Below are 21886 nucleotides of genomic sequence, written 5' to 3' on the forward strand. Positions count from 1 at the left end.
CGCCTCTATCCCTGCCGCAGCTGCGCGAGCAATTCGATTGCGCGGTCCGTGCGCACGTCCTTTTCCTCGGCCATCCGGCGCGCCACCTGTTCGACCTCCTGGCCGACGGCGCCGGCGACCAGCGCGATATTGCGGGCGTGCAGCGCCATATGGCCGCGCTGGATGCCCTCGGTGGCGAGCGCGCGCAAGGCGCCGAGATTCTGCGCGAGTCCGACCGCGGCGGCGATTTCGCCAAGTTCCTGCGCGCTCTGCACGCCCAGGATCTTCAGCGCGAGCCGCGCCAGCGGATGGGTCTTGGTCGCGCCGCCTACGAGGCCCACCGGCATCGGCAATTCGATGGTGCCGACCAGCGCGCCGCTGGCGTCCTTCTCCCAATGCGTCAGCGAGGTGTAGCGCCCCGCGCGGCAGGCATAGGCATGCGCGCCGGCTTCGACCGCGCGCCAGTCGTTGCCGGTCGCGACGATGACCGGGTCGATGCCGTTCATGATGCCCTTGTTGTGTGTCGCCGCGCGGTACGGATCGATCGCCGCGAAGGTGTACGCGTCGAGCACGCCTTCGATGATGGCGTCGCCGCTGCGCTCGCCGGTGGCCAACGCTTCGGGCGTCAGCCTCACGCGTGCGCGCGCAAGGCGCAGGTCGGCGAGGTTGGACAGGATGCGCAGCCGGACCGGCGCGCCGGTGATGCGCTCGACCACCGGCGATACCGCCTCGGCCATCGTATTGACGGTATTGGCGCCCATCGCGTCGCGCACGTCGACGATCAGGTGCATCACCACCATCGCGCCGCGCGGCGTGTCGGGAAACACATGGACCTCGATGTCGCGGCAGCCGCCACCGAGGCCGATCAGCACCTTGTCGCGCGCGTTGGCAACGGCAAGGATCTCGTCGCGATGGCGCAGCAGCGCCTGCCGCGCGCCATAGGGATCGGCGACGCCGACCACCTGCACCTGCGCGCGCATCAGCGGGCCGGAACTCGAGGTTTCGAAACCGCCGCAGCCGCGCGCCAGCTTGGCCATGTACGAAGCCGCGGCGACAACGGACGGTTCCTCAACCGCCATCGGCACCAGCACATCCTTGCCATTGACCTGGAAATAGCCGGCCACGCCGAAAGGCAGCTCGAAGGTGCCGATCACGTTTTCGATCATGCCGTCGGCGCGGGCCGCGCCCAGCGCGCCGGGCTCGGCCAGCAGCGCGTGTTCGTCATCGTCGAGGCCGACCGCGTCGGCGATGGCGGCCAAGCGCTGGGCCGGCGTCATCTCGCGAAAGCGCGGCAGGCGGGAATCGACGGGTTTGGGGCGGGGCTCGGCCGCGGCGGTCGCATCGGAGGCAGCGGCGGCATCGGACGAGGGGGAGGGAGGCGAGCATCGAGGTCTCCGTTCTATGGTTCTCTGGTATGGAATGGAGACAGTCTAGGGTGACTGTACCAGTCAATAGGGGTACAGTTTGCGGGGACAGTGACCAGCCGGCCGTTTTTTGCGCCTCCTCGATGACCTCCACCGCTCCCGGCACCGCACGCCGATCTCCGTCTCTCGCCGCCACGCTGGCCGACTCCATCGCCCGCCAGATCGCCGAAGGCGCGTATCGCACCGGCGATCGCCTGCCCTCGCTGCGCGAACTGGCGCAACTGCACGGCTACAGCAAGAACACCATCGTTGCCGCTTTCGAGCTGCTGGTCGCGCGCGGGCTGGTCGAGCCGCGGCGTGGCTCGGGCTTCTTCGTTCGGGAGGTGGCGGCCCGGCCCGCGCCCGAGGAGGATGCCGGCACACTGGGCCGCGCGATGGACATCGTCTGGCTGATGCGCGAGCAGTTGAAGAGCCGGCCCGACGTGCTGGCGGTCGGCGACGGCTTCCCGCCGGTGTCATGGCTGGCCGAGGCGCGGCTGGACCGCTATCACCACAAGGTCGTGCGCACCGGCCTTGGCGCGCTGTTCCGCTACGGCAACCGTTTCGGCTTCGGCCCGCTGCGCGACCATCTGGTCCGCAAGCTAGGCGATGTCGGCATCGGCGCGCAGGCCAGGCAGATCGTGCTGACGCACGGCGCCAACGAGGCGCTGGACCTGGTCATCCGCTACTTCGTGCCGGCCGGCGGCACGGTGCTGGTCGACGATCCCGGCTATTACCCGCTGTTCGGCAAGCTGAAACTGGCCGGCGCCCGCATCGTCGGCGTGCCGCGGCTCGCGGATGGTCCGGACATCGAGGCGCTGGAGCAGATCCTGACCCGCGAGCGGCCGCGGCTGTTCTTCACCCAATCGGTCGGCCACAACCCCACCGGCTCGGATCTTTCCGCGGCCAAGGCCTATCGCCTGCTGCAGCTGGCCGAGCGCTTCAATCTGCTGGTGGTCGAGAACGACGCGCTGGCGGATTTCAAGCCGACCACGCTGCCGCGGCTGTCGGCGCTGGACCAGTTGCAGCGCACGATCTATATCGGCAGCTTCTCCAAGTCCTTCTCGGCCGCGCTGCGTGTCGGCTATATCGCCTGCAACGATGCGCTGGCCAGCGATCTCGCCGACCTGAAGGCGCTGATCCATGTCAGCAGCTCGGAATACTGCGAGCGCACCGTCGACGTGATCCTCAGCGAAGGCCATTACCAGCGCTATCTCGCCAAATTGCGGGCGCGGCTGGCCGATGCCACCGAGCAGGCGTTGGCCTTGTTCGATCGGCTGGACGCGGACGTATGGGTGCGCCCGCCGCAGAGCCTGTACTTGTGGGCCGCGTTTCCGGGCGCGCCGGACTCGTTGGCGCTGGCCGAGGCCCTGCTCGCGCAGAAGGTGATGATCGCGCCGGGGCGGGTCTTCCGTGTCGATCCGGAGGCCCGCTCGCCCTGGGCGCGGTTCAATGTGGGCGCGGTGCTGGATCCGCGCTTCGAGGCGGCCGTCAGGCGGGTGTTGGGGCGGCGCGGGCGGGGTTAGCCCGTCGGTCACATCCCGAGCGCCAATGCTGCGGCCCGGCCAATGCGGACGTGCGGCGGCGTGGCGCCATGACGTCATGCGGCCGGCGTGATGGCGCGCGATACGGAAACGGCCAAGGAAACGACTGAGTGGAAAACCGGGATGCAGAACGCGATCGCGGTGGGCAAGGTCGTCGCCGGCACCGGATGGCGATGCCTCCGGTGCCGTCGTCGATTTGCGTTGGTAGGCTCGATTGGACTCGAACCAACGACCCCCACCATGTCAAGGTGGTGCTCTAACCAGCTGAGCTACGAGCCTGTGGAAGGCGCGGATTATAGAGAAGCTTTTGCGCACGCACAAGCCTGTCGCGGAAAAAATGCGGCGCGGCTTTTCGGGGTGTGGGACACCGCCCGATTGCCGGGCTCGCGCGGCTCTCCTAAAAAGGGAACAACGGCAAGCCAACAAGCCTGTCCAGCCAGCCATTCGGCCCATTCGCCCATTCACACGTGCCATGCTGAAGATCGCCACCTTCAATATCAACGGCATTCGCGCCCGCCTGCCGGCATTGCTGGAATGGCTGGAGCGCGAGGCGCCCGACGTCGTCTGCCTGCAGGAATTGAAGACCGTCGATTCCGGCTTTCCGATCGATGCGATTCGTGCCGCCGGGTATGGCGCGATCTGGCATGGCGAGAAGTCGTGGAATGGCGTCGCGATCCTGTCGCGCGGAACCGAGCCGATCGAGAGCCGGCGTGGATTGCCCGGCGACGATGGCGACAAGCAGAGCCGCTATATCGAGGCGGCGGTGCATGGCGTGCTGGTCGGCTGCCTGTATCTGCCCAACGGCAATCCGCAGCCGGGGCCGAAATTCGACTACAAGCTCGCCTGGTTCGAACGCCTGCTGAAGTACGCGGCCACGCTCTACGACAGCGGCCATCCGGTCGTGCTGGCCGGCGACTACAACGTGGTGCCGACCGACGAGGACATCTACAACCCGCGTTCCTGGCTCAAGGACGCCTTGCTGCAGCCCGAAAGCCGCGCCTGCTATCGGCGCCTGCTGGAGCAGGGATGGGTCGATGCCTTGCGCGAAAAGTATCCCGACGAGCGGATCTATACCTTCTGGGATTACTTCCGCCAGCACTGGCAGACCAATTCGGGGCTGCGCATCGACCATCTGCTGCTGAACGCGACGCTGGCGCCGGCGCTGCGCGAAGCCGGCGTCGATCGCTGGGTCCGCGGCGCCCCGCAGGCGAGCGACCATGCGCCGGCGTGGATCACGCTGGAGTTCGGTGGTGGCGCGGGAAGGCGCAGGGCGTCGTCGAAGGCGGCGGCGAAGGCGCCGGCGAAGAAGGCTGCCACGAGCGGGGCCGCGGCTGCGAAAGCGGTTATCGCGAAGGCGCCTGCGGCTGCCAAGCGGGGCGCCGCTGCGGAGAAGGCCACCGATACAAAGAACGCTACCGCCGCAAAGAAGGTCACTACGGCCAGGAAAGCCACCGATACAAAGAACGCTATCGCTGCAAAGACGGCCACTTCGGCGAGGAAAGCCACCGCAGCAAAGAAAGCCACCCCAGCAAAGAAAGCCACCGCCAGGAAGGCCACCGCCGCCAGGTGAAGCGCGACTGAGCGACAATGACGCCCGTCGCGGCCACAGGCGCCGCGCCAATGCCGTTTGTCGATTGAACTCCCCCCTCGCTTCGCCCATGCTCCTGAAAGTTGGCGCGCTCGCCAGGCAGACGGGCCTGACGGTCCGCGCCCTGCATCACTACGACCGCATCGGCCTGCTCAAGCCTTCCGGGCGTTCGGCCGCGGGCTATCGCCTCTACAACCGCGACGACGTGGCCCGGCTGCATGCGATCCAGGTCTTGCGCCAGTCCGGTCTGTCGCTGGCCGCGATTGGCGCGCTCCTGGCGGGCGAGGGGCCGCCGCGGCATCGTATCGTCACGCAGCAGATCGAGGCGCTCGATCGCGAGATCGCGCGGGCCACCGAACTGCGCGGCCGACTGGTGCTGTTGCAGACGGTGCTGGCCGCGGGCGGCGAGCCCGAGATCGAGCACTGGCTCGCGGCCCTGCGCCAGATGCGGGCCTATCGCGAGTACTTCAGCGAGGCGGAGCTCGAAACGATCTTCCGCGAGTGGATCGCCACCGAGGCGGAATGGCAGCCACTGCTGGACGAGATCCACGAGGCGATGGCCGGGCAATGGCCCGCGGATGCGATCGGCACGCAGGCGCTGGCGGCCCGCTGGATGCATCTGGCCATGCGCTGGATGCAGGGCGACATGGCACGGGCCATCCGTTGGGGCGAGATGATCAAGCAGGCCGCGCAACAGGGCTTTGGCGGCATCGACGCGGCGATGGTCCGCTATATGGAGGCGGCCGTCGAACTGCGCATGGCGGCGTGGCTGCGGCACCTGTCGCCGGACGAACTGGCGCGGCTCGACAAACGGCTCGAACCCGAATGGCGGGCGCTGGCGCAGCGCGCCCGTGCGCTGATCGCGGCTGGTACCGATCCTGCCGCGGCGGCGAGCCGCACGCTGTTGCGGGATTGGGATGCCTTGGTCGACCGTATGGTGGGCCACGATGCAGGGCTGCGCGACAAGCTGCTGAAGGCCTACCGCGACGAGCCGGTGCTGCAGGTCGGGCATATGGTCGATCCCGGCGTGCGCGAGTTTGTCGAGGCGGTGCGCACGCACGCCGGTAAGGCGCCGTCGCGGCGGCGCTGACGATCGGGTCACGCCGTGACATGACGGGAACCGGCACGCGCGGGGGGTTGACCCTGACGTGCACGTCAGGGTCTATGCTGCTCCGCTTTCGCAGCAGGAGACCGCCATGTCCCACACCGATACCACCGCGCTGGCCCAGGGCCGGCCCAGCACGACAGCGCTGATGATGGCCATTGCGCGCGCCGTTCACCAGTTGCTCGACGATCCGATCGTGCTGCCGGATCCCATTGCCTTGCCGATTCTCGGCCCCGAACTCGAACGCGCCGTGCGGGACGATCCCTATCGCCATAACGACCCGATGGCGCGCCCGATGCGCGCCGCGGTGGTGGCGCGCGCGATGGTCGCCGATGCCGAGCTGGCCGAGGCCGCTTGCGCCGGCGTGCGCCAATGCGTGGTGCTCGGCGCGGGTCTCGATACGCTGGCGTGGCGCGTGCCTGCGGCGGATGACGGCATGCGCGTATTCGAGGTCGACCATCCCGCCACGCAGGCGTGGAAGCGGGACCTGATGCGGCGGGCCGGGCTGAGCATGCCCGACGGTGTGACCGCCGTGCCGGCCGACCTTCAGCATGCATCGCTGCAGGGCGTGCTGGAGCGAGCGGGCTTTCGCCGCGACCGGCCCGCCTGCTTCGTATGGCTCGGCGTGACGCCGTATCTGACGGACTCCGCGATCGAAAGCACGTTGCGCTATGTCGCGAGCCTGCCGGCGGGCACGCGCATCGTGTTCGACTACCGCGTCGATGCCCGCGTGCTGCCGCCATTCGAGCGCGTGATGGCGGCGCATATGGCCGAGCAGGTGGCCGCGCTCGGCGAGCCCTGGCTGTCGGAATTTGTGCCGGAACAACTGGTGCAACGGCTGACCGCCAAGGGCTTTACCGAGGTGACCGATCTCCACGCGCCGGCGCTGAACGCGCGCTACTTCCCTCGCCGCAAGGACGGCCTGCAGACCGCCGGCGGCGGCCTGCGGGTGCTGTGCGCCCGCGTGGGGGAAGCGCGATAGCCTGGCGTCGTGGAGGCGCGAGGCGCGAGACGGCAGACGCCTGACGCCTGACGCCTGACGCCGGAAGCCGGAAGCCGGAAGCCGGAAGCAGGAAGCCGGAAGCAGGAAGCCGGAAGCCGGAAGCAGGAAGCCGGAAGCAGGACGCAGGACGCAGGACGCCAGACGCCGCCACTCAGCCGCGTGCCGCCGCCAGCGTCCGGCGGGCGTAGTACTCGAACGTCAGCTGCGAGCGGCGCGGCGTCAGGATCCAGTCGTGCGCCTCCGTGGCCAGCGCCTCGGGCAGCGGCTTGATGGTGCCGGCCGCCATCGCGGCCAGTTGCATGCGGGCCGCGCGCTCGAACAGCAGCGCCATCACGCAGGCCTCCTCGACCGAGGTCGCCGCGATCAGCAGGCCGTGGTGGGCCAGCAGGATCGCGCGCTTGTCGCCGAGGGCCGCCGAAATGATTTCGCCTTCCTCGTTGCCGACCGGCACGCCCGGCCATTTCTCCAGGAACGCGCAATCGCCATACAGCACGCAGGTATCCATATGCGACACCGTCAGCGGCACCTCCAGCATCGACAGCGTGGCCGCGTGGAACGGATGCGTGTGGATGATGCAGTTGACGTCCGGCCGCGCGCGATAGATCCACGAGTGGAAGCGGTTGGCGGGATTGGCCATGCCGCCGCCCTCCAGCACACGCAGGTCTTCGTCGACCAGCAGCAGGTTCTCCGCGGTGATCTCGTCGAAGCCGAGCCCCAGCTGCTGCGTGTAGTAGCGGCCGGGTTCGTCCGCCCGCGCCGTGATCTGGCCGGCAAGGCCGGAATCGTGGCCGCCGTCGAACAGGATGCCGCAGGTCAGCGCCACCTTTTCGCGCAGCGTTCGTTCCGGCACGGTCAGCCGGGTTTGCATCTCGCCCTGTGCGCGGGCGATCAGCTCGTCTTTCTTCAGATCGAAGGTATCAGCCATATTGGATGCTCCGTTGGGATGTTGAAGGGCCGGGTTGTGGTCGTCCGGTTGCGGTCGTCCGGTTGCGGTCGCCCGGTTGTGGTTGGCCGGTTTTGGTTGTTGTTACTCGGCCTTGATCTTTGCCGCCTCGACCACCGCCGCCCACTTCTTCTTCTCGGCGGCCATCATCGCGGCGTATTCCTGTTGGGTGCCGGCCAGCGCCTCGCTGCCTTGCGCCGCGAGCCGGCTGCGCAAGCCCGGGCGCGCCAGCGTGGTCCGCAGCGTCGTGGCCAGTTTGTCGACCACTTGCGGCGGCGTGCCGGCCGGGACATACAGCGCATTCCATGAGCTCGTCTCGAACGACGGCAAGCCGGCTTCCTGGCTCGTGGGCACGGTCGGAGCGGCGCTGGAACGCGTGCCGTTGGCGATCGCGAGCGCGCGCAGCTTGCCGGCCTTGACCTGCGGCATCACCACCGGCACGGCGTCGATCACCGCGGCGACATGGCCGCCGATGGCGGCGTTGACCGCTTCCGCGCCGCTCTTGTACGGCACGTGATTGATCTTCGTCCCGCTCAGCAGCTTGAACAGTTCCATGCTCATGTGCGGCGCGCTGGCGCTGCCTGCCGATCCGTAGTCGAGCCGATCCGGATGGCTGCGCGCGTAGGCCAGAAATTCGTTGAGGTCGCGCGCCGGCACGCTGGCGGCCACCGCAAGCATGAACGGCGATTTCGACACCATGCCCAGAGGCGTGAACTGGCTGTCCGGCGAGTAGGGCAGCTTGCCGGCCGGATAGATCAGCGGATTGACGATCTGCGTGCCCACCGTGCCCATGAACACCGTATAGCCGTCGGGCGCCGCCTTGGCGGCCGCCTGCGCGGCGATCAGGCCGCCGGCGCCAGGCCGGTTCTCGATCAGCACGGTCTGGCCCAGCGCGCCGGACCATTCCTGCCCGACCAGGCGGGCGATGTTGTCGGTGATGCCGCCGGCGCCAAAGGGCACCACCAGCCGGATCGGCTTGGCGGGGAACGGCTCTGCGGCCAGGGCATTGGCGGTCAGCAGGCAACAGCCGGCCACCGCCACCATCCATCGGGGCGCTTTCATCTGGAACTCTCCGTTATGTGTCATGTGATTGCCGGCATGACACAATGTATCCTACGGAGTGTGTTGTGTCAAGTAGGACATGTTGTACCCGGAGCGTCGATATAATGCCGCGGTCGCTTTCGCTACCGCCTCGTCATGGTCAATCTGGCGCATCGCCTCCGCACTCTCCGCCGCCAGCGCGGCTTTTCGCTGGAAACGCTGGCCGAGCAGACCGGCCTGACGCGCAGCTATCTGTCCAAGCTCGAGCGGGGCCTTAGTTCGCCATCGATCGCCACGATCCTGAAGATCGCCGATGCCTACGGCATGGGAACGGGTCAGCTGCTGGGCGATGCCCGCGACAGCGCGCACGAAGTGGTATGCATCTCGCGCGCCGGCGAGCGCGAGCCGCTGTCACCCTCGGAGCGCGAGGGGGACCTATCGCTACGAGGCGATTGCCGCGCAGCGCAAGGTCAAGGCGATGGAGCCCTTCATCATGTATCCGCCGCGGGAGTTTCCCGACGAAGCGCGCTCCGCGCACAGCGGCGAGGAGTTCCTGTTCGTGCTGAAGGGCCAGGTCGAGGTAATGCTGGGCGAGGAAACGATCGCGCTGACGATCGGCGATTCGCTGTACTTCGATGCCGATCTGCCGCACCGCATTCGCACGGTGGGGCGCGCGCAGGCCGAGGTGCTGGTCACCACGGCGAAGTAACAGCCGGAGCAAGAACCGGAGCAAGAACCGCAGCCGCAATGGAAAAGCCGCCGGGGCGCATCGCTGCCGGCGGCTTTGGCGGGTGGAAGGAAAGCCGGCACGCCGCCGGCTCCCTCCGTCGAATCGGCTTCAGGCCGTCTTGGCTTCCTGATAAGCCGCATACAGGCGCTGGAACACCGGTCCTGGCACGCCCTTGCCGATCGTCTTGTCGTCGATCGTTACCACCGGAAGGATTTCCTTGCTGGCCGACGACAGCAGGACTTCGTCGGCTGCAAACACCTCGTCCCGCGTGATCGGACGGGAGACTAGCGGAATCTCGAAGCGGGCACACAGCTCTTCGATCAGGCCATAGCGGATCCCTTCGAGGATCAGATTGTCCTTCGGCGGCGCCGCGACGACGCCATTCTTGACGACCCAGACGTTGGACGCCGAGGCCTCGGTCAGCATGCCGTCGCGGAACTGGATGGCCTCGGTGACGCCATGCTCGGCCGCATTCTGCGCGGCCAGCACATTGCCCAGCAGCGAGGTCGACTTGATCTGGCAGTGCAGCCAGCGCTTGTCCTCCATCGTGACGCAGGCCACCCCACGCTCGGCTGCGGCGGCCGGCGGCAGCGACATCGGATTGGTCATGATGAAGACGGTCGGCGTGACTTCCTTCGGGAAGGCGTGCATGCGCTTGGCGACGCCGCGCGTGACCTGGATATAGATCATCTGGTCCGGCATCGGATTGGCCTGCATCACGCGCGCGATCAGCGCCGTCCATTGGCCCTGGTCATGCGGATTCGGAATACCGATCGCATCGAGGCTGCGCGAGAGCCGGGCCAGATGCTGTGCCGCACGGAACGGCTTGCCGGCATAGACCGGGATCACCTCGTAGACGCCGTCGCCAAAAATAAAGCCGCGGTCGAGCACGGGGGATGCGCGCCTCGGACAGCGGCGTCAATTCGCCGTTCAGATAAACGATGGCGTCGGAGCTGGAAGTCATGGCATTGGATGCGAGTGGAACAGGATGAGGCATTGTTCCACAGCGGCTCGCGCGGGGTCATGCCGAATCCGCATAACGTTTGTGCCGGGGGGCTTCCGGACGAAAGCCGGACGAACGCCGGACGAAAGCAAGCCCGGCCTTGCTTGTAGGACGAATCCTTGCCGTAATCAGCCGCCCGCCGACGCCGCTGTCCGGTTTCCTGCGAAATACTCCCGGGAAAACGACTGACAGCGTGGCGCCGTGCTCACCTTCGTGTTGCTGACCCTCGCCGCGATCGGACTGATCGCGATCGTGATCTACCTGTCGAAATGACCGGCAGGCGGCTGGCCCTTGCCGTGCGACGAGGCACGGGGCAGGACCGGTGCGCGCGGGCGGCGCGCCCGTCAGCTCGCGCCGTCGGTACGCAGTGGCGCGGCGGCAACCGGCAAGCCGGGAGGCTCCTGGCCGCCGCCCGTATCGTTGGCAGCGACGCGCTCGTCCGGTGCCGGGGCCGCCGTGGGCGTGGGCGTCTCGTCAAGACGATTGCCATGCGCGTCCAGGTCCGGCCGACGCGCGAACAGCAGCGCGAAGTCGCTCAGTGCCTGCCACGTGCTTTGGTGCGCGATGATGTCCGAATGGTTGCTGCCGGGAATGGTCTCCACCGCGACCGGCCCCGGCCACGCCGCCATCAGCCGCTCGGAGCATGCATGCGGGACGACGTCGTCGACCTCGGCGAGCAGCACCTTGGTCCGCTGTACCACCTTCTTGCAGTGCGAGATCGAATCGAAGTGATGACGCATCAGCTGGCGCAGCGGCACTAGCGGGAAACGCTTGCGCACGAGTTCCAGCAGCGAATCGTAGGGCGTGATCAATTGCAGGCTCTCGAAGTCCTGCAGATCGGCCAGCTGGATCGCGACCCCGGTGCCCAGGCTGCGGCCGACCACGTGGACCCGCGTGCCCGGCAGCACACGCCGCAGATGCAGCAGGAACTGGCTGGCATCGGCGACGGCCGCGGCCTCCGAGGGACTGCCGTCGGAATGGCCCAGGCCCCGATAGTCGAAGGTGGCGAAGCCGACTTCGGCCGGCAGCCAATGTAGAAATTGCATGGTCTCGAGAACGTCTTCCCCGCGACCTGGCAAATAGAACAACAGATCGGTGACGGCGCAGTGCGCATCGCCGCGATACACGTAGCCGCGCAGCATCCCGCCGGGGATGGTGTGCGAATAGGCGGTGATGCCTTCCGGCAGTTCGCGCGGCGGGCGCCGCCTCGCGTCGAACAGCAGGCGGCCCTGGTTGATGCCGAGGTAGGTCCAGTAGCTGAGAAAGCCGGCTGCCGTCAGCACCGCGGCGGCGCCGATGGTCTTGTAGGGCAGGTGCGTCAGGACCTGCCGGAACAAGCTGCGGTTCGCGTGGTGATTCACATTGCGATTCGCATTGCGGTTCGGGTTGCGTTTCTGTTCATCCATGAGGCGCACCTTATACGAATTCGCCCCTGCGCGGCAAATCGCTGCCGAACACGGGCGGATAGCGGCAATTGCCGGCAGTACCCCAATGGTGAGGACCTGTGCGCCGCGGCATCGCATCCGCATCGGGGTCACCCCCCTCGCGATCGGCGGATCGATTTCCTATGCTGCCTGTGTCCCCTCCACCTGTCCCTGTCCTGACAAGGAGAACAACATGGATCGTCGCCAGTTCTTGAAATGGGGAAGCTTCATCACCGTCTCGGTCGCCACCACAGGGTTGGCCGGCTGCGGCGGTGGCGATGACAATCCCGATCCGCCCGAACCGGACCTGTTCGACTTCCGCCACGGGGTCGCCTCCGGCGATCCTCGTCCCGACAGCGTCGTGTTGTGGACACGCGTCGAAGGCGACAACGGCAGGCGCCACGTCAATGTGCGCCTGCAGGTGTCGACCCAGGAGGACTTTTCCACGCTGGTCGTCAATGACCATTTGCGCGCCTTGCCCGAGTGGGACTACACGCTGCGCACCAAGGTCACCGGCCTGAACGCCGCCACCACCTACTACTACCGTTTCCGCGTGGGCAGCCGCTTCAGCCCCGTCGGGCGCACCCGCACCGCGCCCGCGGCCGGCACGCCGCTGTCGCAGCTGAAGTTCGCCTTTGTCAGTTGCCAGGACTGGAGCATCAACCACTGGGCCGGCATGGAGGAGCTCGCCCAGCAGGACCTCGATTTCATCGTGCACACCGGCGACTACATCTACGAGGCGGTGGCCGACGGCGCGCCGGTCAGTCTGGTCGAAAGCCGCCATACGCCGCTGTCGCTGCCCGATGGCACGACGCTGCCGAGCGGCTTCCGCTACGCGACCACGCTGGAGGACTACCGCTATCTGTACAAGGCCTATCGCAGCGACGCGCGTCTGCAGGCGCTGCATGCGCGCTTCCCGATGATCGCGATCTGGGACGACCACGAGTTCTCCGACGACTGCTGGCAGGACCGCCAGAGCTACGATGCCGACGACGACCAGTCGCCGCAGACCGCGCGGCGGCGCAGCGCCAACCAGGCCTGGTTCGAATACCTGCCGGCCGATGTCACGCTGGACCTGAACAACCCTTCGTTCCAGAACATCCAGATCTATCGCTCCTTCACGTTCGGCAACCTGGCGACGCTGCTGATGACGGACGAGCGGCTGTACCGCGCCGACCATCTGATTTCCGAGGCCAATGCAGGCGGCGATGTCGGCAGCCGCTTCTTCATCCGGCGCGATGCGCTCAAGGCGGCGGAGGACGCCAAGATCGCCGCGGCGGGCGGTGCGCTGACGCAGGTCTCGATGCTGGGCGATGCGCAGCGCGCATGGTGGCAGGACCGCGTGGGCGGCGCGGCGACGACGTGGAAGCTGTGGGGCAACCAGGTCTCGCTGCTGCGCATGCAGATCGATCTGACGGAGGCCATCGCGGAGCTGATGGTGTTGCGGCTGATCGCAAGCAATACGGCGCTGACGCCGCTGCGCGACCAGATGGAAACGGCGTTGACTGCGGACCTGCGCGCCGCGCTATCGTCCGGCACCTATCCGAACAACGTCGCCTACGCCAATCTGCGGCAACTGCTGTCCACGCAGGCCGGCATCGACAGCGCGACCTTCGACGCCAATATCAAGCCGACGCTCGACAGCCGCCTGCCACCGGCCTCGCTGCTGGCCACGTATGTCCTGAACGCGGACCAGTGGGATGGCTACGACGCGGAACGCCGCAATCTGATGGCCTTCCTGAAGACGAACAACGTCCGCAATGTGGTGGCGCTGACCGGGGGATATCCACGCCTTCTTTGCCGGCGTGGTGATGGACGACTTCGATGCGGCCACGCCGACGCCGGTGATGGTCGATCTGGTCGGGGCAGGGCTGTCGAGCAATACGCTGATGAGCACGTACAAGAGCGTGGTCGACAACGACCCACGCTTTGCCGAGATCAAGGCGCTGATCTACGAGGAGGTCAGCGGCGCGGTGGTCAATACGCTCAATCGCACGCTGCAGCATTTCAATCCGTGGATGCGGTACGCGGAGACCAATGTCACCGGCTATGCGATCGTCACGTTGACGCCGGACAAGCTGAACTGCGCCTTCCATATCATGAAGGGACTGGTCGACGGCAATGCGCCGCCGCAGCCGGCGACGGCGAGCGTCACCACGGTCGAGGTGCCGGCGGGCTCGGCGGTGGTGAACGTGGTCTGAGGGTTGGCGGCGCGGCGGGCCGGCGGCCCCGGCCGCTGCGTCGGGCATGGGTTTGGTACGATCAGTGACGGCGCGCACCCGATGCGGTGCGCGCCGGGAGGGGCCACCCGAAGGCGGGCACCCGAAGGCGCGTCCACCTGTCTGTCTGATCCACCACGGAGTTCCCATGCGTCGCAGCGCTGCCGGCCCGGTCCTGTCCGCCGTCCCCCCTTGCCATCCTTGGCACCGTCCTGATCGCCGCGTTGTGCGGGCCCGACTCGGCCCACGCCGCGCGGTCGTCGGTTGAAACACCGGCGGCGCTACCGGTCGCAGCGGCCGCATCAGCCGCAGCGGCCGCAGCGGCCGCAGCGGCCGGCGACACCGCCCCGGCCTTGCCCGCGCCCGTCGCCACCGCCGAAGGCATCAGCGAATACCGCCTGCCCAACGGACTGCGCGTGCTGCTCGCCCCGGATGCCGCACAGCCGACCACCACGATCAATATCACCTATCTGGTCGGCAGCCGGCACGAAAGCTACGGCGAAAGCGGCATGGCCCATCTGCTCGAGCATCTGCTGTTCAAGGGAACACCGAGCGTTCCCGATGGCGCGATCGGCCGGCAGATGGCGAGCCGCGGAATGCAGTTCAACGGCACCACCGCGCACGATCGCACCAATTACTTCGCCACCTTCGCCGCCAGCGAGGAAAACCTCGACTGGCTGCTGCGGATGGAAGCGGACCGCATGGTCAACAGCACGATCTCGCGCAGCGCGCTCGACAGCGAGATGACGGTGGTGCGCAACGAGCTGGAGCGCGGCGAGAACAGCCCGACCGGCGTGCTGCTGCGGCAGCTGGCGGCCAGCGCCTATCACTGGCACAACTACGGCAAGGCGCCGATCGGCGCGCGCAGCGATATCGAGCACGTCGGCATCGATGCGCTGCAGGCCTTCTATCGCCGCTACTACCAGCCCGACAACGCGGTGCTGGTGATCACCGGACAATTCGATCCGGCTCGCACGCTGGCCAGCGTGACGCGCTATTTCGGCGCGATTCCCCGGCCCACCCGCGTGCTGGCGGAACAGTACACCGTCGAACCGCCGCAGGAAGGACCGCGGGAAATCCTGCTGCAGCGGCCCGGCGATATCCAGGTCGTCGCCGCGCAATACCACATCGGCCCGGGCGCGCATCCGGATACCGCCGCGATGACGCTGCTGGTCGATATCCTGACGGCGATACCGGGAGGGCGGCTGTATCGCGGACTGGTCGAGCAGAAGAAGGCTGCGTCGCAGACGGGCTTTCTGCGGGCGTTGAAGCAGCCGGGCAGCGTGGTGTTCCTCGCGCAGGTCGGCAAGGCGCAATCGCTGGAGCCGGCGCGCACCGGACTGCTGGAGCTGGTGGAAGGTATCGCCACCCAGCCGGTCACGCAGGAGGAACTTGACCGCGCGCAGCGGCGCGCGCGCAACGGCTACGAACGCATGCTGAACGATCCGGCCAGCTACGGCGTGGCGCTGTCCGAGGCCATCGCCAAGGGCGATTGGCGGCTGATGCTGATCGCGCGCGATCAGATCGAGCGGGTCACGGTCGACGACGTCAATCGCGTCGCCCGCCACTATCTGCAGCGCACCAACCGCACGCTGGGCCAGTTCATTCCCGTCGACGTGCCGAGCTACGTCGCGGTTCCGCCGGCGCCGGACCTGGCCGAGCTGACGCGCGACTATCGGGGCAAGCCGGGCAACGCGCCGGTGGCACCGTTCGCGCCGACGCCCGCCAATATCGAGGCGCATACGCTGCGCGCGACGCTGCCGAATGGCATGGCGATGGCGATGCTGCCCAAGCCCACGCGCGGCGCGCGCGTGCACGGCCAACTGGTGCTGCGCATGGGCGATGTCGACAGCCTGCGCGGCCTGGACGCGGTGGGCACGCTGACCGCCGGCATGTTGATGCGCGGCGCCGGCGGACGCGATCGGCAGCAGCTGATCGATGCGTTCGAGGCGCTAAGGACGACGGTCGGGGTTTCGGGCGACGCCGAACGCGTGACCGTCAGCTTCCAGGCGCCGCGCGAACATCTGCCGCAGGTGTTGGCGCTGCTGCGCGATGTGTTGCGCGAACCGACCCTGCCCGCCGCCGAACTGGAGGTGCTGCGCACCACCGCGATCGCCGGCATCCAGAGCCAGGTCCGGCAGCCCGAGGCCCTTGCGCCCGTCGTGCTCGGCCGGCACGGCAATCCCTATCCGAAGGGCGATCCGCGCTACGTGCCCACGCTGGAGGAATCGATCGCCGAGCTGCGGGCGGTCCAGCTCGAGCAGGTGCGCAACTTCCATCGGCGCTTCTACGGCGCCAGCCACGCGCAGTTTGCGCTGGTCGGCGATTTCGACGCCGAGGCGGCGCGGCAGCAGGTGCAGGCGCTGTTCGGCGACTGGAGCGCGCCGATGCCGTTCGCCCGTGTCGAGCGCGCTTTCCTGCCGCTGCATCCGGCGAGCCTGGCCGTGCCGACGCCGCACAAGGCCAATGCCAGCTTCATCGCCGCGCTGCCGATCGGCATGACGATCGACCATCCCGACTACGCGCCGCTGGCGATCGCCAACCGGATCTTCGGCGGCAGCTCGATGAAGAGCCGGCTGGCCGATCGGCTGCGCCAGCAGGAGGGCATCAGCTACGGCGCCACCAGCTATCTGCGGATCGGCGCGCTGGATACCGCCGGCCGCTTCGGCATCCAGGCCTCCTTTGCCCCGCAGAACCTGCCGCGGCTCAAGGCCGGCGTGCAGCGGGAGCTGCGGCGCTTCCTGCGCGAGGGCGTGACGGAGGAGGAACTGGCCGAGGCCAAGAGCGGACTGCGGCAGCAGGGGGTAGTGACCCGCAGCCGCGACGAGGCGCTGGTATCGATGCTGGCCTATCAGCTGTTCGTCGGCCAGACCATGGCGTTTACCGAGCAGCTGGAGCGCCGCATCGACCAGGCCACGGTCGAGCAGGTCAACGCCGCGATCCGGCGCCATCTGGACCCCGACCGCTTCGTCGAGGTCTATGCCGGCGCCTGGCCGGATGCTGGTGGCACCGGCGACCCGGGCAAGGCCGCAGCCTCGCCCGAGGGCGGTCAATAGTCATACCTAATGACGGCGGTTTAAACGATAAATTGTACAAATGGATGGGGCGTCGCCAGAATGGGGCCTTCGCTGCGACACATCACCACGCAGCACAAAGAATCTCACCCCGGAAACCCGAACCTACTACCCAACCAGGAGCGATCCCAATGCTGCAATCCCGTGAAGGCCAACGCGTCCCCAATGTCACGTTCCGCGTCCGCGAGAACAATGAATGGAAGAACCTGAACACCGCGGAGCTGTTCGACAACAAGACCGTCGTGGTCTTCTCGCTGCCCGGCGCGTTCACCCCGACCTGTTCGTCGACCCACCTGCCGCGCTACAACGAGCTGGCGCCCGTGTTCGCCAAGCATGGCGTCGACGCGATCCTGTGCGTCTCCGTCAATGACACCTTCGTGATGAACGAGTGGGCCAAGGACCAGGAATCCGAGAACATCGTGATGATCCCGGACGGCAACGGCGAATTCACCGACGGCATGGGCATGCTGGTGGACAAGACCGACCTCGGCTTCGGCAAGCGCAGCTGGCGCTATTCGATGCTGGTCAAGAACGGCGTGGTCGACAAGATGTTCATCGAGCCGGAAGAGCCGGGCGACCCGTTCAAGGTCTCCGACGCCGACACGATGCTGGCCTACGTCGCCCCGGATGCCAAGAAGCCCGACCAGGTCGTGGTGTTCTCGAAGGAAGGCTGCCCGTTCTGCGCCAAGGCCAAGCAACTGCTGGCGGACAACGGCTACCAGTACATCGACGTGCCGCTGGAACACAAGATCCGCGGCAAGGTGCTCGGCGCGGTGTCCGGCACGATGACCGCCCCGCAGGTGTTCATCAACGGCAAGCTGATCGGCGGCGCGGAGCAGGTCGAGCAGTACCTGGCGGCCTGATCTCCCGCAGCGCCTTTACCTCCCATTCCACTGATTCTGTCCGTGGCGCGGTCCGGCAGTCGCCGGACCCGATGGCGGCGTGCCGCCCTCGGGTCCGTGGATTGAACCGCCCCGAATACGTCGAATATCCCGAATAGCTCGAATTCAACCATCGTCTCTCCGAACAGGAATTTCGCCATGCAAACCATCGTCACCGACATCGCCGTGATCGGCGCAGGCACCGCCGGCCTCGCGGCCTATCGCGCCGCCAAGGCCGCCGGCAAGCGGGCCGTGATCATCGAAGGCGGGGGAATACGGCACCACCTGCGCGCGCGTCGGCTGCATGCCGTCGAAGCTGCTGATCGCGGCGGCGGAGGCCGCGCACGAGCTGCGCCATACCGCGCCGTTCGGCGTCCATGTCGATGGACAGATCCGCATCGACGGCCGTGAGGTGATGGACCGCGTGCGGCGCGAGCGCGATCGCTTCGTCGGCTTCGTGGTTCGCGGCGTCGACAATATTCCCGAGCAGGACCGCCTGCGCGGCTATGCCCGCTTCATCGACAACACGGTGCTGCAGGTCGGCGACGATGCCGACGGCACCGTGGTGCGCGCGAGCCGGGTGGTGATCGCCACCGGTTCGAGCCCGGCCGTGCCGCAGCCCTTCCGCGTGTTCGGCGACCGGCTGGTGGTCAACGACGACGTCTTCGACTGGCAGGACCTGCCGCGCCGCGTGGCGGTGTTCGGCCCCGGCGTGATCGGCCTCGAACTGGGCCAGGCGCTGTCGCGTCTCGGCGTGCATGTGCGCGTGTTCGGCGTGCGCGGCGGTGTCGGTCCGCTGACCGACCCGGCGATTCGCGCCTACGCCGCCCAGGCCTTCCAGCAGGAGTTCTATCTGGACCCGGATGCCAAGCTCACCGACATGGCGCGTGAAGGCGACGAGGCCGTGATCTCGTTCATCGACCGCGACGGCAATGCCGTCACCGAGCGCTTCGACTATGTGCTGGCCGCCACCGGCCGCCAGCCCAATGTGCGCAATCTCGGCCTGGAAAACACCGGGTTGGAGTTGGACGCGCGCGGCGTGCCCGTGTTCGACCCGGCCACGCTGCAATGCGGCGCGTCGCCGGTCTTCATCGCCGGCGACGCCAACGATGTCCTGCCGCTGCTGCACGAGGCCGCCGACGAGGGCAAGAGTGCCGGCGAGAATGCCGCCGCCTGGCCGCAGGTTTCGCCGGTGCCGCGCCGTGCGCCGATCGCGGTGGTGTTCTCCGACCCGCAACTGGCCATGGTCGGCCAGCGTTATGCCGACTTGCCGGCCGGCAGCTTCGTCACCGGCGAGGTCAGCTTCGAGGACCAGGGGCGCAGCCGCGTGATGCTGAAGAATCGAGGGCTGATGCACGTCTATGCCGACAAGGCGAGCGGCCGATTCCTCGGCGCGGAATGGATTGGCCCGCGCGCCGAACATATCGCGCATCTGCTGGCATGGGCTTATCAGCAGCAATTGACCATCGATCAGATGCTGGCGATGCCGTTCTATCACCCCGTGATCGAAGAAGGATTGCGCACCGCGTTGCGCGATGCACAAGCCGGGCTGCGCGCCTGAGCCGGTTAAATGCCGCCGTGGCGGCGTTCCTTGCCATTGCCGTTATGCGGCTTGCCGCGCATCCCCGCCTCGACATTGCGGGGGGTGCGCATTATTATGTAATTGCCGAATATTGTGATTCTGTCTTAATGGATTACATTTTTTATGGTGACGCACAGATAACCGTGAGCTAGCATAACGGCACCCTACAACTGGCAAGGAATGACGATGGCGACTTACAAACAATTACTGGCGGAAAAGGAAAAACTCGAAGCTCAACTTGAGGAAGCCAGGCAAACCGAAGTGGCGACGGTGATCGCCCAGATCCAGCAACTGATGGAGGATTACGGTTTGACGGCCGAGGATCTGGCGCCGCGCCGCCGTGGCCGTCCTCGCAAATCGGCGGGACGCTCGGGTACGCCCGCGCCGGCCAAATATCGCGATCCCAAGACCGGCAAGACCTGGTCCGGCCGCGGCCGCGCACCGGCATGGCTGGGCAAGAATCGCGATCGCTTCCTGATTGCCGAGTAAGCTCGCGCGTGTAACCTCGGGCGTGTAAGGTCGTGCGTTATTGCATTTCGCGAACGGTAATGCGTCGAATCGCAATATCCGACGTGCCCGATGTCCTGCCAGGGGGACGCGATTTGCCGACGGCCCGCCTGCGATTCTGTGCGATAGCGGTTCCACGGGTGGCGGCATACCCATTGGTCTTTTGCGGGAATTCCCGCGTTTTGCACCGGTTCCGCCAAGTCTGCTTGCAGGAAGACATTGCGACAAGACAATGCGCAAGACACTGACGGCACTCAATTAAGTCTTTTCTTACAATCGAGCCGATCCTCCGTATTGCGCCGGGTCAACGCAATACGGGCCGGCCGCCGCCGAATTGCCGAAACGATAACGGTAACGGTGCGCCGCGCATCGAAACGCTCGCCGCGGGCCAATACGATATCCCGCGCCGCTTCGGCGCGATCCTCCGATTCGCAGGTCAGCCATACCGCGCCTTGCAGGCAAATGACGGTGTATCCTTGGCCGATCACCAGGCGAAGCGGTTCGGCGCCAATCCGGCCAATCCGGCCGATCTCGCCAATACAGCCAATCCGGTCGGCCCCATCTATTCCGTCGAGTTCAGCGAATGCATGCATGGCAGTCTCCTGGCGTGCCCCGCATCGAGAGAGGGCGCCTTGTCATTGTGGCCACGCGCCTGATTCCCTGGCCGGATGTTTCGTCATCCCCCGGTATTCCGCCGCATCATGGCCGCCGCCGATGACAACGCCATCGGGGCCATATCCCTATCGGCTTCGGTCCGCGCCTCTGTCCGGGCCTCTGTCCGCGCCTCTGTCCGCGGCTCTGTCCGGGCATTTGTGCCGGCCTCTGTCCGCGCATTTGGTCGCGCATTTTTCCGCATCAGCCCGCCATGACGCCAATCAGCCAGGCCGCTTCCCAGGCCCTGCGCGCGATGTCGCTCGATGCGCTGCGCGGATTCGACAGCGCGGCGCGGCATTTGAGCTTTACCGCCGCGGCTGACGAGTTGTGCCTGACGCAGTCGGCCATCAGCAAGCAGATCAAGAGCCTGGAGGACGCGCTCTGCGTGCCGCTGTTCCTGCGCGGGGCCAAGGGCTTGTCGCTGACGCCCGAGGGACGCCTGCTGCAGCAGGCCGCCAGGGAGGCCATCGAACAGCTGGCCGGCACCGTCGAGCGCCTGATCGCACCGGAGCGCAGCGCGATCTCCGTCACCACCACGCCGTCATTTGCCTCGCTTTGGCTGGTGCCACGCCTGGCGCGGTTCCAGGCGGAGGCGCCGGAGATCGACGTGCGCATCGACGCCTCGGAGGCGATCGCCAATCTGGACAGGGATGGCTTCGACCTGGCGATCCGGCTGAGCCAGCCGGGGCAGGCCCCCACCGCGCTGCTGCGCGAACGGCTGATGCTGGTGGCGGCGCCACAGGTCGCCGCGCGCATTCATCGGGCGGACGACATCCGTGCCGCGACGCTGCTGGTCTATCACGATCCGAATGCGCGCTTTGGCTGGATGTCGTGGGGCGAGTGGTATCGCCGCCTGGGCTTGACGCCGGTGGCCAGTCAGCCGTGCCTGTATTTCTCGCGCTACGAGCACGTCGTCGCCGCGGCCGCGGAAGGCGCGGGCGTCGCGATCGGCCGCACGCCGCTGATCCTGCCGCTGCTGGCCCGCGGCGAGCTGCAGGTGGTACTGCCGGATGCCGGAATCGACGGCATGGAATACCAGGTCGTGACCGCGGACCATGCACAGGCACGGCCCGCGGTGCACCGTTTCGAGGCCTGGTTGACGCGCGAACTCACGCGGGACGTCACCGGTTGACGAGAGGCGCCGCGCGCTCCCGGGCCGACACCGATGACCCGATAGCACCGATGACACCGGCGACACCGGCGACA

The 21886-nt window shown here is 67.2% G+C and carries 13 protein-coding genes, 1 tRNA gene and 5 pseudogenes; 12 read left to right on the forward strand and 7 right to left on the reverse strand.

The window, feature by feature from the left end; translation table 11 throughout:
- Positions 1-5: 5 nt before the first annotated feature.
- Positions 6-1256 carry a hydroxymethylglutaryl-CoA reductase, degradative gene (locus OJJOAM_RS19665; RefSeq protein ID WP_422650817.1) on the reverse strand — a complete coding sequence of 417 codons (1251 nt, stop codon included), beginning with the start codon at positions 1254-1256 and terminating at the stop codon, positions 6-8.
- 230 nt (positions 1257-1486) lie between these two features.
- Here OJJOAM_RS19665 and OJJOAM_RS19670 point away from each other — a divergent pair, with 230 nt between their 5' ends.
- Positions 1487-2908 carry a PLP-dependent aminotransferase family protein gene (locus tag OJJOAM_RS19670; RefSeq protein WP_422650818.1) on the forward strand — a complete coding sequence of 474 codons (1422 nt, stop codon included), beginning with the start codon at positions 1487-1489 and terminating at the stop codon, positions 2906-2908.
- A gap of 220 nt (positions 2909-3128) precedes the next feature.
- Here OJJOAM_RS19670 and OJJOAM_RS19675 read toward each other — a convergent pair.
- Positions 3129-3205 (reverse strand) — tRNA-Val (locus OJJOAM_RS19675).
- Positions 3206-3398: 193 nt separating this feature from the next.
- On the opposite strand from OJJOAM_RS19675, the pseudogene xth reads away from it, so the two are divergent.
- The 3 genes and pseudogenes from xth to OJJOAM_RS19690 all read left to right on the forward strand — a co-directional run.
- A pseudogene (gene xth / locus OJJOAM_RS19680) lies at positions 3399-4202 on the forward strand (exodeoxyribonuclease III); the annotation flags it as partial.
- Positions 4203-4584: 382 nt separating this feature from the next.
- Positions 4585-5604 carry a MerR family transcriptional regulator gene (locus OJJOAM_RS19685; RefSeq protein ID WP_422650819.1) on the forward strand — a complete coding sequence of 340 codons (1020 nt, stop codon included), beginning with the start codon at positions 4585-4587 and terminating at the stop codon, positions 5602-5604.
- Positions 5605-5710: 106 nt separating this feature from the next.
- Positions 5711-6601 (forward strand): class I SAM-dependent methyltransferase, encoded by an 891-nt coding sequence (locus OJJOAM_RS19690; RefSeq protein WP_422650820.1) that lies wholly within the window; start codon positions 5711-5713, stop codon positions 6599-6601.
- 172 nt (positions 6602-6773) lie between these two features.
- On the opposite strand, the gene OJJOAM_RS19695 is transcribed toward OJJOAM_RS19690, so the two are convergent.
- Positions 6774-7547: an aldolase gene (locus OJJOAM_RS19695; RefSeq protein WP_422650821.1), complete on the reverse strand. Its 774-nt coding sequence runs from the start codon at positions 7545-7547 to the stop codon at positions 6774-6776.
- Between the two features lie 102 nt (positions 7548-7649).
- Positions 7650-8627, reverse strand: coding sequence for a Bug family tripartite tricarboxylate transporter substrate binding protein (locus OJJOAM_RS19700; protein WP_422650822.1), 978 nt, complete (start codon positions 8625-8627; stop codon positions 7650-7652).
- Positions 8628-8762: 135 nt separating this feature from the next.
- Between OJJOAM_RS19700 and OJJOAM_RS19705 the strand changes: the two are divergent.
- A pseudogene (locus OJJOAM_RS19705) lies at positions 8763-8894 on the forward strand (helix-turn-helix domain-containing protein); the annotation flags it as partial.
- 190 nt (positions 8895-9084) lie between these two features.
- A complete protein-coding gene (locus OJJOAM_RS19710; protein WP_422650823.1) occupies positions 9085-9315 on the forward strand; it encodes a cupin domain-containing protein in 231 nt (76 codons plus the stop codon).
- A gap of 129 nt (positions 9316-9444) precedes the next feature.
- Here OJJOAM_RS19710 and OJJOAM_RS19715 read toward each other — a convergent pair.
- Positions 9445-10300: pseudogene (locus OJJOAM_RS19715) on the reverse strand (D-amino acid aminotransferase).
- 383 nt (positions 10301-10683) lie between these two features.
- Positions 10684-11745 carry an alpha/beta hydrolase gene (locus OJJOAM_RS19720; RefSeq protein WP_422650977.1) on the reverse strand — a complete coding sequence of 354 codons (1062 nt, stop codon included), beginning with the start codon at positions 11743-11745 and terminating at the stop codon, positions 10684-10686.
- A gap of 211 nt (positions 11746-11956) precedes the next feature.
- On the opposite strand from OJJOAM_RS19720, the pseudogene OJJOAM_RS19725 reads away from it, so the two are divergent.
- The 5 genes and pseudogenes from OJJOAM_RS19725 to OJJOAM_RS19745 all read left to right on the forward strand — a co-directional run bounded on the left by OJJOAM_RS19725 (position 11957) and on the right by OJJOAM_RS19745 (position 20008).
- A pseudogene (locus tag OJJOAM_RS19725) lies at positions 11957-13964 on the forward strand (alkaline phosphatase D family protein).
- A gap of 371 nt (positions 13965-14335) precedes the next feature.
- Complete coding sequence (locus tag OJJOAM_RS19730; protein ID WP_422650824.1) at positions 14336-17038, forward strand: M16 family metallopeptidase; 2703 nt, start codon at positions 14336-14338, stop codon at positions 17036-17038.
- 149 nt (positions 17039-17187) lie between these two features.
- On the forward strand, positions 17188-17919 hold the full coding sequence (locus OJJOAM_RS19735) for a glutathione peroxidase (protein ID WP_422650825.1): 732 nt from the start codon (positions 17188-17190) through the stop codon (positions 17917-17919).
- A 177-nt stretch (positions 17920-18096) separates the two neighbouring features.
- Positions 18097-19498, forward strand: a pseudogene (locus tag OJJOAM_RS19740) (dihydrolipoyl dehydrogenase).
- A 207-nt stretch (positions 19499-19705) separates the two neighbouring features.
- Positions 19706-20008: an H-NS family nucleoid-associated regulatory protein gene (locus OJJOAM_RS19745; RefSeq protein ID WP_149316543.1), complete on the forward strand. Its 303-nt coding sequence runs from the start codon at positions 19706-19708 to the stop codon at positions 20006-20008.
- A 272-nt stretch (positions 20009-20280) separates the two neighbouring features.
- Here the strand turns inward: OJJOAM_RS19745 and OJJOAM_RS19750 are convergent, their stop codons facing one another.
- Positions 20281-20619: a DUF2917 domain-containing protein gene (locus OJJOAM_RS19750; protein ID WP_422650826.1), complete on the reverse strand. Its 339-nt coding sequence runs from the start codon at positions 20617-20619 to the stop codon at positions 20281-20283.
- A 272-nt stretch (positions 20620-20891) separates the two neighbouring features.
- Between OJJOAM_RS19750 and OJJOAM_RS19755 the strand changes: the two genes are divergently transcribed.
- Positions 20892-21812: a LysR substrate-binding domain-containing protein gene (locus OJJOAM_RS19755; protein ID WP_422650827.1), complete on the forward strand. Its 921-nt coding sequence runs from the start codon at positions 20892-20894 to the stop codon at positions 21810-21812.
- Positions 21813-21886 lie beyond the last annotated feature (74 nt).

It is taken from the genome of Cupriavidus sp. H18C1, assembly GCF_049311595.1.
Classification (GTDB): Bacteria; Pseudomonadota; Gammaproteobacteria; order Burkholderiales; family Burkholderiaceae; genus Cupriavidus; species Cupriavidus cauae.